At 39.3% G+C, this 11,759-nt stretch carries 10 protein-coding genes; 6 read left to right on the top strand and 4 right to left on the bottom strand.

The window, feature by feature from the left end:
• Positions 1 to 28: 28 nt before the first annotated feature.
• The 5 genes from F944_RS09700 to F944_RS09680 all read left to right on the top strand — a co-directional run bounded on the left by F944_RS09700 (position 29) and on the right by F944_RS09680 (position 4,166).
• Positions 29 to 1,615: a glycoside hydrolase family protein gene (locus F944_RS09700; protein ID WP_004989919.1), complete on the top strand. Its 1,587-nt coding sequence runs from the start codon at positions 29 to 31 to the stop codon at positions 1,613 to 1,615.
• Between the two features lie 13 nt (positions 1,616 to 1,628).
• The gene (locus F944_RS09695) at positions 1,629 to 2,630 is read left to right on the top strand and encodes a hypothetical protein (RefSeq protein ID WP_004989917.1); all 1,002 of its coding nucleotides are present in this window, start codon (positions 1,629 to 1,631) and stop codon (positions 2,628 to 2,630) included.
• 76 nt (positions 2,631 to 2,706) lie between these two features.
• A complete protein-coding gene (locus F944_RS09690; protein ID WP_026039929.1) occupies positions 2,707 to 3,078 on the top strand; it encodes a hypothetical protein in 372 nt (123 codons plus the stop codon).
• A gap of 60 nt (positions 3,079 to 3,138) precedes the next feature.
• Positions 3,139 to 3,684 carry a glycoside hydrolase family 108 protein gene (locus F944_RS09685; RefSeq protein WP_004989912.1) on the top strand — a complete coding sequence of 182 codons (546 nt, stop codon included), beginning with the start codon at positions 3,139 to 3,141 and terminating at the stop codon, positions 3,682 to 3,684.
• On the top strand, positions 3,684 to 4,166 hold the full coding sequence (locus tag F944_RS09680; protein ID WP_004989909.1) for a hypothetical protein: 483 nt from the start codon (positions 3,684 to 3,686) through the stop codon (positions 4,164 to 4,166). Before F944_RS09685 ends, F944_RS09680 begins: the two co-directional genes overlap by 1 nt.
• Before the next feature lie 268 nt (positions 4,167 to 4,434).
• On the opposite strand, the gene F944_RS09670 is transcribed toward F944_RS09680, so the two are convergent.
• The 3 genes from F944_RS09670 to F944_RS09660 form a co-directional block, all read right to left on the bottom strand.
• The gene (locus F944_RS09670; protein WP_004989903.1) at positions 4,435 to 5,658 is read right to left on the bottom strand and encodes a tyrosine-type recombinase/integrase; all 1,224 of its coding nucleotides are present in this window, start codon (positions 5,656 to 5,658) and stop codon (positions 4,435 to 4,437) included.
• A gap of 535 nt (positions 5,659 to 6,193) precedes the next feature.
• On the bottom strand, positions 6,194 to 6,820 hold the full coding sequence (locus F944_RS09665) for a superoxide dismutase (RefSeq protein ID WP_004989896.1): 627 nt from the start codon (positions 6,818 to 6,820) through the stop codon (positions 6,194 to 6,196).
• 146 nt (positions 6,821 to 6,966) lie between these two features.
• Positions 6,967 to 7,725 (bottom strand): Nif3-like dinuclear metal center hexameric protein, encoded by a 759-nt coding sequence (locus F944_RS09660; protein WP_004989895.1) that lies wholly within the window; start codon positions 7,723 to 7,725, stop codon positions 6,967 to 6,969.
• 171 nt (positions 7,726 to 7,896) lie between these two features.
• Between F944_RS09660 and F944_RS09655 the strand changes: the two genes are divergently transcribed.
• Positions 7,897 to 9,081, top strand: a complete 1,185-nt coding sequence (locus F944_RS09655; protein ID WP_004989894.1) for a trypsin-like peptidase domain-containing protein — start codon at positions 7,897 to 7,899, stop codon at positions 9,079 to 9,081.
• A 59-nt stretch (positions 9,082 to 9,140) separates the two neighbouring features.
• On the opposite strand, the gene F944_RS09650 is transcribed toward F944_RS09655, so the two are convergent.
• The gene (locus F944_RS09650; RefSeq protein WP_371863906.1) at positions 9,141 to 11,738 is read right to left on the bottom strand and encodes a Lon protease family protein; all 2,598 of its coding nucleotides are present in this window, start codon (positions 11,736 to 11,738) and stop codon (positions 9,141 to 9,143) included.
• Positions 11,739 to 11,759 lie beyond the last annotated feature (21 nt).

Raw genomic sequence — 11,759 nt, 5'->3', positions numbered from 1 at the left:
GTGCTTTTTTTATGTCTGGAGAAAGCCGATGGCTAACAAACCGATTTCATATGAAAAGCTTGTTAATGCTGATAAAAATGCTGACACGTTAGAAGATTTCATTGAATCTGATGAAAATACAACTGTCATTAGTCGTTTGGGTCGTACATTTCCGTCGCTAGCAAAAGCAATTAAGCTGATGATTGAAGCCGGTGATGTTGTACCATTTCCCACAACTGAACTTTTGCAAGCGTGGACACCAGATACCGCTCCTCGTGCAGCCAAAGCGCTTGACACCAACAAGATTTACTTTTGGGGTAAGTTGACTGAATCGGAAACAGTTGATACTTGGCATGATGTGGGTTGGGGTGATTTTGAGCGAGCAAAACGTTTCACTTTTATAACAAACAGTCAAATTAATAACATCTATCTATCATTACTAAAGTTTTTCATTCAATACGAAACAGATTTTTCAATTCTTTCTTCACAAAGAAGTCAGTTTAATCAGCATTCATTTAATCAAAAAGTGATTGATTTTTTTATGAATATTGACAGTATTCATAAAAACTCAAGAAGTGGCAATCAAGACATTACAGCATTCTATGCGCTGTTTTCTGAATTAAATAAGCTCGATGGAATAGATTTATCTAATTTAAATAGCAATGCAGTTGCAACGAGTTTTGCATCAGATATGCACGTTCCGACTGATAAATTTGGAGTAAACAAAGGTGAGCTAAAAGGTCTTGTTCTGAAGCCATCGACTACGCAATCAGACTTTGACTCTTTAGAAATTGAAAGCCCATACATTATTTACGATGATAATCTTAAAAAATATGTGATGGTTTATACAGCTTATGGTCAGGGTCATAGCTCAGGGATTGGCTGGGCAACATCTGATGATTTATTAGTGTGGACAAAACAAGGCAAGTTATTTAGTCCGAGCGGAATTGAATTGAATGGAGACAGATATGGTACAACAGGGCCTTGCATATACTATTATAAAGGTCTGTATTACTTATATTATTTAGGTCTAAATGGGCAGGGATATGAGGGTGAGCCGATTAGTATGTGCTTGGCTACAACTCCAAGTCTTACAAATCCAGATTGGACCTATCACGGTATAAAAATTCCAATTCAATCGCAAATTAATTGGGCTAATGAAGCTATCTATCACCCTAATTTATTTACGTTTAACAACAAATGGTATATGTTCTTTAATGCGCGGGGAAATATCGATGGAGTTGTTGCAGAGCGATTTGGCTATGCAACTTCTGATGCAATTGATGGCAAATGGGCTGTATCAGAGCAACGCGTATCAGAACCACTTGAAATAAATCAGACATTTATTCGCGCTGGAGATCCTGCTATTTTTGAGCATGGCGGATTGATTTATGTCTTCTACTTTTCAGTTTTGGACAGTGGAAAAGCGATTGATCACTGGGGGTGGACAACGCCTGCTGAATTTCCAAACAACTGGCGTTTTGGTGGTGATCTGCTAGATAACATACCATCTTACCAATCAACGTATGCTCACAAGCCTTTTGTCGTCAAAAAAGACAATATTCTTTATCACTATTACACAGCAGTAGGCGATCAGGGTCGCTGTATCGCTTTAAAAACTTACGATTTATCTTAAGAGGAGATACATTATGTCAACGATCAATATGCGACTTCAGACTCGTCAACTTGTAGAAACGATGAGTAACAATGCACAAGTAATCATTCAAACACCAGCTGGCAATGATACGTTTATGAATAAAATACCAAAGTTCACCCTCGCACAGTATTTACAAACAGTAATTGGAGGGGGTGGTAATGGTGAAGCCCATTACGCATTTATTGCTAGAGATAACAGTGTAAAAGATAATCTACTTATTACAACTTATGCAGTAAGAGATAGCGATGTGGGTGAGTATGTCTCAAAACCATTGCAATGGGCAAATGGAACATACCTCACTCCATTGAATGCTGATTGTATAAAAAAAGGCGGCCATTGGCATGTGCTTTCAATTCATGAGTATGCTGCACTCAAATACCATCATTACAAGCTAACAGGTAAAGCTTATTCGGGTTCTAATTTTGAATACGCGATTTTATCTGGCAAAAATGTTTTAGAAGCACCAACTGGTTATTCAGATGTTGAGCTAAATATCGGAAACGTATATAACGGCATCCATTTGCATGAATTTCCGCAATTACCTGTCGCAGGTATTCGAGTTGTAAACGGTATCTTTCAAGTAAAAGAAGCTGGGGCTTCAGATAAGATACCTGAGCTATGGAATACAGCAGAGACTGAGTGGTTATGGTTCAATTGTGTTGACGGTATTTTTGTGAAAGTTTCGGATGGGATTGCCCAAAGTAAAGCATTATTTTTATCTGATGCAACAACGTCTCCCAAAACCTATCAGATGTCATCAGCTTTAAAGAGCGTCGGTACTGCCACGATCCCCCAATCTGCAATTGATCAACTAAAAATTCTTCAACTATACCCAAACAAGCTAAATCCTTATTTAATTAAAGTTGGCACGCGTTCAGATGTAGGCACTTACTATCCAATTTTCAAATATGACTGCAAAGAAGTCATGTTTTGGGGTGCTGAAGACTGGTCGGGCGATGAAAATACAGGCGCACTGCTGTGTAATTTTGAATGAAAAATATTAAGCATAGCACCCAAACGGGTGCTTTTTTATTGCCTTGAAAAAGGAAAAACCTATGGATAAAAACATTATGCATGATCCAATTTCTTTAAAAAGCTTGCCTTGGCTTTTCAAAATCATGGCGGCAGTTATAGGGGCTGTATTTGCCTTAACCTTGTCTGGTGATATTGATTCGGAAGGACGTATCAAAATTACACCTGGTGTAATTATGAAATTTGTCTTTAGTGTTGCCATTAGTCTTTATGGTGGGTCTGCATTTATTGAATATTACAAGCTTGGGGTTTATTCACATATGGCTCAAGGTTTCGTCATGTTGATCTTTGCAATTTTTGGCATGTTATGCATTGGTATTGCATACCAATCAATTCAATTGCTCAAGGGTAAAACACTTTCAGAAATCGTACTCGAAATACGAGAAACATTTAGAGCCATATTTAAATAATCTGTTTTTGATTTCCATGCCCACTTATGTGGGTTTTTTAATGTCTGGAGTAAAGTGAAAATGAATATTGATCAATATTTAAAAGAACTCATCGACCGTGAAGGCGGCTATGTAAATAATCCGGCGGATCGCGGCGGTCCAACAAAATATGGCATTACTGAATCTGTTGCCAGAGCAAACGGATTCAAGGGAAATATGAAAGATTTACCATTGGATCTGGCCAAAGCTATTTATAAAAAACAATACTGGACTGCGCCATGCTTTGACCAGGTCAATTCTATTTCATCCACTATTGCTGAAGAACTTTTAGATACGGGTGTAAATTGCGGAACAGGATTTGCAAAACCACTTTTACAACGCGCTTTGAATCTGCTGAATAATCAAGGGAAGGGTGGTTGGTCTGATCTCACAGTAGATGGTATTTATGGACCAGTCACATTAAATGCTCTTAAAGTTTATTTAGTAAAACGTGGCAAAGAAGGCGAGAAAGTCCTTGTTAGAATTCTTAACATCTTGCAGGGTCAGCGCTACATTGAAATAGCTGAGCGTAACCCCACTCAAGAGCAATTTTTTTACGGCTGGATCAGCAATCGAGTGGTGGTGTAATGACTTATCTCTATCTAGCAGCAAAATACTGGCGAGAATGCATCATTGTAGTTCTCGCTTTTTTATTACTCATTTGCATGTTTGTTCAGAATCATCAAGCAGGCCAAATCAAAACCCTTGAACAACAACGTGCAGACTACATCATTCAACAAAAACTAGCTGCTGAAAAATCCAAAACTCAAGCAGCTCAACAAGAACAAAAGTGGGCAGAACAAATCACTCAAGCGGAGCAAAACTACAATGCAAAAATTAAGCAAATTAACGCTGATGCTATTGCTGCTCAGTCTAGTGCTAACAGCTTGTCAAAGCAACTTGCCAGCGCAAAGCAACGTCTGTCCACAGCTTCCCGCGAAACCGTCATTGAATACGCAGATTCCTCAAGTGACATACTCGAAAGTTGCATCACAGAATATCGAAACGTGGCACAAAAAGCTGATGAACACGCAGCTGATGCAGAGCGATTGAGCAATGCTTGGCCGTAAAAGCACTCTAATGAGTGCTATTTTTCCATCAATTATTTTCAAAACTTTTCTTGGACAATCTGAATATCTTTCAATACATGTCTAAAGCGATAAACATAGTCTGATGCTTCATTGTGAGTGTAAAACTTCTTTGCGTACTCAGTGTCTAAAGTCCAGTTGAAGCCTGTTGTGTAACTTTCATTCACGATATTGTATTCATCATCGTAATGCTCGTTTGTGATGTTTTCGAGGGTGAGATATCTATTATTCTTTTTGATGTAGTAGGGCATTATTGACTCCAGCTATCGACTATATCAGCCCAATCTTGCAGCATCTTTCTACGCTCATCTAAATACTGTGAGTGATTGTAAGTGCCGCGGATAGTATTTTTATCGACATGTGCAAGCTGTAGTTCAATATGATCACTGTCATACTTTTTACTGTGTAGAATGGTAGATGCTGTGGCGCGGAAGTCGTGGCATGTCAATTCTTTAAGCCCCATTGAATCTAGCGCTGAATTAATTGTTGATTTGTTCATTAGCTTTGACTTATCAAAGACGCTTGAAAATACCAAGTCACCATTTTTTGTTTGCTCGTACTGGCTCTTTAATACGTCACAAACTTGTTGAGATAGGGGAACCATGTGAGTTCGGTTCATCTTAATGTTGCGCTGACCTTTTTTTAATTGCTCAACAGATGCGGGTGGAATGGTTATCAGCATCTTATCAAAATCAATCCAATCCCAGCGTAGTCGCACAACTTCAATCGAACGCATCATCGTATAGATCGCTATCTTGATTGCATTCTTAGTTGTAGCAGCACCTTTATAATTATTGAGAGATTCATGAAACATGGACATCTCTTCATTTGTCATTGGGCGCGCACCATCTTTGGGTGGCTTCTCAATAGTCCCTTTTAAAGATGAAATAGGATTGCTATCACGTCTAAGCGTTGCTACCGCGTAGTCAAAAACTTGGCCAACGATCTGCCTATTTCGGATTGCTGTAGACTCACCAGTGCCATGGTTTTTTTGCTTCTTTACTCGTTTAAGCGTCGAGTCCTGCATTGTCAGAACATCCGCTGCGTTTACTTTCTTAATGTCTTTGTTTCCGAAAGCCGGGAAGATATCTAAGCGAAACGATTTCTCTACATCCAAGCGATAACCTTCCGATCTGCTGTCTTTACGTTTATCAAACCATTCGTTTGCAATTTCTTTGAAAGAGATCGGCTTTTGAGCTTTGGCTCGTTCGACAGCTTCTTTTTTGTATTCTGATGGATCAATATTCTGATCAAGCAAGGCTTTCTGTTCAAGTGCTTTTTGGCGTGCGGTTGCCAAAGTGACAATAGGGTACTCACCCAATGTGACCATTTTTGCAGAGCCAAGAAAGCGATATCTGAACCGCCAGAATTTCAAGCCGCTTACTCGAACTTCAATGCAAAGCCCACCCTGATCAGCTACACGATATGGTTTATCTTTTGGCTTAAGTTGTTTGATCTTAGTGTCGTTAAGCATTGTGTGAGTAACCAGAAAATCATCAAAAAAGTGTTACGCACAATGTTACTCACAAATTTGCTTAATGTCATTTAATGAAGATGAATGTTATTTAATAATGGAAATTATATTTCTAATTTAATTTGTTGTTTTCTTAATGTCGTTGAATGCCAATTAAGATATGATCTTCTTTTCGATCATGAGCAACATTGTAATTGCAACCTATTGAAAATTAATTAGATATTAAATTATTGGCTTAAGGTTGACCGTTTGGTAACCCATTTGAGTAACTCTATCCAAAATTAAGCCGCTAAATTAAGCGGTTACTTTATCAGAATTTGTATTATTTGTGATGATCTTATTCATGTATCAATCAAGCTTGTATGGTGTTTGACTGGATTTAAGCGTCAATCATTTCATCAAAACTAACTCTTAGACTTGCTAAAGAATGGAGAATATTTAGCCATAGAAAAGCACCCTCCAAGTTAGACTGAATGTGTCCAACTTTCGGGGTGCAATTCAAACCTCAGGCGGTTTTCTTAGAAAAAATAAAAAATTATTTTTCTACGCCTGCTGGTTGGCCTGCAAGTTTTGCATTTGCATAATCCCAGTTTACAAGGCTTTCAAGGAAAGTAGAGATGTATTTTGGACGTGCATTGCGGTAGTCGATATAGTAAGCATGTTCCCAAACGTCAATCGTCAACACAGCAACTTGACCATGTGCAAGTGGAGTATCAGCATTTGAAGTTTTAGTAATCGAAAGTTTACCATTCACTTCATCAGCCACTAACCATGCCCAACCAGAACCGAATTGAGTCGTTGCTGCATTAGCAAATTCTTCAGCAAATTTTTCGTAAGAACCAAATGCTTCATCAATTTTAGCTGCGATTGCGCCAGTTGGTTTACCGCCGCCATTTGGCGCAATTGAGTTCCAGTAAAAAGTATGGTTCCAAACTTGAGCAGCGTTATTAAAGATACCTGCTTTAGATGCATCACCCGCAGCAGCTTGGATGATTTCTTCTAAAGTTTTACCTTCAAGATCAGTACCTTTGATCAAGTTATTTAAATTAGTCACATAAGTTTGATGATGCTTATCATGGTGAAATTCTAAAGTTTCTTTAGAAATATGTGGCTCAAGTGCATCGTAAGCATAAGGTAATGCAGGTAAAGTAATGGTTGTCATGTTCCAATTCCTTGCGTTAGCTGGGTAATAGAATTAAGTGGCTTCATTGTAAATGATTATTTATGCAAAAGGTGATTGTTTTAAATAACAATACACAATAAAGCCTTAATTAATACGTATATATAAATACCTGTAATAAATACGTCTTAAATCGGATTATTCAACTCAATATAATGGTGTTCGAGTAAAAATTGGTCGGATAACGCTTTTGCCAAACGTTGTACCCCATACCGCTCAGTTGCATGGTGCCCACAAGCAAAATAATGCACATTCAGTTCTTGAGCTTCATAAAAAGTCCTTTCGCTGACTTCTCCAGAGATATAGGCATCACAGTCCTGTAGCGCCGCCTTATTAATAAAGTCTTGTGCACCACCTGTACAAAAACCAACTTTTTGAATATTGGATTTTCGTGCAGCTAAATGAACGATATTGAAATCAAAGATCTGTTGTAATTTATTTTTAAATTCTTCAGGGGTGAGGACTTTTGTTAAGTAACCAATATTTCCAATAGGATGCCGTTCGTTACTGTCTAATGCTTCTATTTCATGTAATCCTAAAAGCTCAGCAATTGCAGCGTTATTACCCAAAGCAGGATGAGCATCTAAAGGAAGGTGATAAGCCACTAAAGAAATATCATTTTGAATCAGTTTTTTAATTCGATTGCCACGCATTCCTGTAATCGGGTAGGGTTCGCCTTTCCAGAAATAGCCATGATGAACTAAGAGTAAATCTGCACCAAGCTCAATAGCCGCATCAATTGCGGTTTCTGAAGCAGTCACCGCAGAAACAATCCGTTTGACCTCTTGTTTTCCCTCGATTTGCAAGCCGTTGGGTGCATAATCTTTAAACTCCGCACTTTGTAGGGTTTGGTCGCACCACTTTATAATGTCATCTAAATTTGCCATGAATCACTTGACTCTGAATCTATTTAACCAAGTTCATCAAAACATATTTTTAATAGTAACTAAAGCTAGACAAATCTTTTTTATGTTTTTCAGTTATCCATAAACTTATGCTTTACAATGAGTAAACTCTTTTTTCTTCAATAAATTAAATCAAACTTAGAGGGTGTAAACGTGCGTCGTGCTTTTACATGGTTACCGTGGGTACTTCTCATCATTGTCATTATTAGTTTTCTTTCATGGCAAAAGCTTAATCAGCCGAAAGCGCCTATTGCTGCTGATGGGGTCAAAATGCCTGCTGAAAATGTCAAACCTTTAATTGATACTTCACGTGCAGGTGGCGTCGTTTCTTATAGTGCGGCTGTGAAAGTCGCTGCCCCAGCAGTGGTCAATATTTTTACGACCCAAAAAATAAAGCAAGCGGCAAATCCTTTATTGAATGATCCAGTTTTTCGTGAGTTTTTTGGCAATCAATTGCCACAGCAACCGAATCAGGAAAATGAAAATAGTTTAGGGTCTGGTGTGATTGTCCGCCCTGATGGTTATATTTTAACGAATAATCATGTGATTGCGCAGGCGGATCAAATTGTCGTTGGATTGAATGATGGTCGTCGTGCAGTTGCCAAAGTGATTGGAACTGATCCAGATACAGATTTAGCCGTAATCAAAATTGATCTGGATAAACTTCCTGTTTTACCGTTTAAACTCAGTGGTAATGAAGTCGGTGATGTGGTTCTCGCCATTGGTAATCCATTTGGAGTCGGACAAACAGTGACTCAAGGTATTATTTCTGCGACAGGTCGTTCAGATTTGGGCATTAATACTTATGAAGATTTTATTCAAACTGATGCAGCGATCAATCCAGGTAACTCTGGCGGGGCATTGATTGATGTCGCAGGCAATTTGATTGGGGTCAATACCGCAATTTTTTCTCAATCTGGTGGCTCTCTCGGAATTGGATTTGCGATTCCTGCACAGGTATGTCAGCAAGTACTCAACTCGATTTTAAAAGATGGTCGTGTGATTCGGGGTTGGTTGGGTATTAGTCTGGTTGCACCCAATCAGGATCAGGATGATGTTTTAGCCCAACGTCAAACAGGTGTGGTGGTTGCTGATGTATTGCGCGGTGGGCCTTCGGATCAGGCAGGCGTGAAAGTAGGTGATAAAATTTTAAAAGTGAATGACGAAGTGATTAATTCGGCATCGCATTTAATTAATTATGTGGCTTTACAAGCGCCAAATACGACCGTGAAACTTGAAGTAGAACGTAACGGTCAAACTGCAACTCTTGATGTTACAGTGGGCGAGCGTAAAAACCAAAATCAAAGTTCACAGTATATTCCACTACCAAAACGATAAATTTTTCAGCAGATAAAAAAACAAGCCTCATGATGAGGCTTGTTTTTTTATAAATCATTTTATTTTTTTCGACGTCTAAATACAGGATGTAAAACAGCAGCTTCTTCTATCGTAGCTTCATTTTCTAGATCCTCATTTTTTGCTTTTTTCTTCTTTTTTTTCTTTTTCTTGGGTTCGTCCTCGACCTCGTCACCATCTTCAATAGCTTGCCAGTATTCGAGTTGTTCCATGACTGCCGCGTAAATAGAGCCTTTGCTATAGTGACCTTTTTTATCCAATACGCCTACAGGTCGTGCCATCAATATTTCTAAAGCCTGATCAATGGTTTCAATGGCATGAACATGGAACTGGCCAGCTTCAACAGCTTCAATCACATCCTGACGTAACATCAAATGCTGCATGTTTTGACGTGGGATGATGACACCTTGTTTGCCAGTCAAACCTTGTAATTTACAGGCATCATAGAAGCCTTCAATTTTGGCATTGACGCCACCAATCGGTTGAACCTGACCCAATTGATTCATCGAACCTGTAATCGCCCATGATTGATCAATTGGAATCTGGCTAATGGCAGAAATTAAGGCCGAAAGTTCTGCAACTGTTGCACTGTCACCATCGACTTGTCCATAGCTTTGTTCAAACGCCAGTGCCGCAGAAAAATGTAAAATTTGCGAACGACCAAAATGCGCTTTTAGAAAACTCGACATTAGCAGGACACCTTTGGCATGCAATGATCCACCTAATTCGACACTACGTTCAATATCTAAAATATCACCGCCGCCTTGATAAACTGAGGCAGTTAATCTTGAAGGTAGGCCAAACTCGACATCTGCATAATGAATGACAGACAGCGCATTAATCTGACCCAGACGATGACCTTGTGTTTCAATCAATTGGGTGCCACGCGATAAATCTTGCCAGTATAGTTCACGTAAATAACCTAGACGGTATTGACGATGATGCAAGGCTTGATTGACATGTTTGTCCGAAACAGTCTTGTCACCAGCGGTATAGGCATGATGATGAGCTTCACGAATCAAATCGCCTAATGTCGACGCATGTAAAGACAATGAGCTTTGGTCTTCAGCCTGACGACTTGAATCGGTTAAGAGTGCAGATAATGCTGATCGATCAAAAGGTAATAGCTTATCCACTTGTACATAATCGGCAATGAGTTGCATATAAGCCTGCTCATTACTGTCATTACGTTGTAATGTATCAGTGAAGTCAGCTCGAATTTTGAATACACTTCCGAGTTCAGGTTCAACTTCTAAAATTTCATAATAAATTTCAGGTTCTGCCAACAATACCACCTTTATTTCTAAAGGAATTGCCGCAGGTTCAATGGAAATGCTTCCCGTTAAGGTTAGCATGTGTTCAAGTGAAGAAAGCTTGAGCTGTCCAGACTTCAGTGCTCGTTTCAGCCCTTGCCATGCATAGGGTTGTTCAAGTAACTGTTCAGCTTCCAGCATCAAAAAACCACCAATGGCTTTGTGCAGTGAGCCAGGGCGGATCAAGGTGAAATCTGTGGTAATCGTGCCGTTTTGAGTGAGTTGTTCGACATGTCCAAGCAAGTTATAGTGTGTTGGAAAATCCTCAAAAATCACAGGTGCGCCAGCGTTTGGCTTATTGCTAACAATCGCATTTGCCTGATAGCGCGCAGGAACTCGATTAAATAGTGCAGGGGAAAAGTCATCTTCTTCCTGCGCCAAAATCGTTTCAACATTTTGAATAATATCTTCGGCATAACGCTGTAAAAAATCATCTAGACCTGCAACGCTCTGATTTTTTTTGATCAATAAATCAATTCGAGGTAGAACCACTTGTTTGGCAATATCACGATTGAGCTCAGATACCTGATCTCGTGCATCGTCTTCCAGATCGCCCAAATGCAATCCTAGACGTTCCAGCTTTTTATCCATATAACGCATATTGGATGCAATTTCAGCGCGCTGCTTGGTCGTGAGGGCATTGATTTCATTCTGAGTCATTTCCTGAACTTGATCATCCTTGACATGTACAGGTACAAAGCAATGTTCTTCATTGCGTGAAATCAGTTTTAGATCCAGCGTTTCGCCTTCTTTGGTCAATTCAACCAACGCTTCTTGCTGTTCATCACCTGTTTCCTGACGAATCTGTTCAATACGATTGTGATAGGTTTCAGCGGTGAAACGTCGTTCAAGTTGTTTTAAAATGGTTTGCCAAGCTTGATGCAAGGCATTTTGAAATTTTGGCCCTTGACCTGCTGGAAATCTTAAAGCAAGTGGTTGACGTGGGTTTTTAAAGTTATTCACATACACCCAGTCATCTGGTGTTGGCATATTTTTGGCGTGTTGTTGCAGCAAACGCTTGATCATGGTGCGTTTACCTAAACCTGCGGTTCCAACGGCAAAAATATTATAGCCTGAGTATGGTAGCGAGATACCTGCCTCTACAGAGGCACGGGCACGATCTTGGCCCAGAAAATTATTCAGCGGTTTAATCCGTCGTGTAGACGATGGAATCTTGTCCAGATTGGTAATATGAGTCAGTTGTTCAGCTTTTAATGTAGTCTTTTCTAATGTCGTTTGAATCTCTGCTCGTTCAAATGCCGATGGTAGATTATTGCTTTTTAGAGTTGTCGCTGTGGTTGAAGTTGAAGATAATGTTGAAGCCATTTGATCGTGTCTTTGGGTCAC

It is taken from the genome of Acinetobacter ursingii DSM 16037 = CIP 107286, from assembly GCF_000368825.1.
Lineage (GTDB): Bacteria > Pseudomonadota > Gammaproteobacteria > Pseudomonadales > Moraxellaceae > Acinetobacter > Acinetobacter ursingii.
This window is presented reverse-complemented; position numbering and strand designations above follow the sequence as displayed.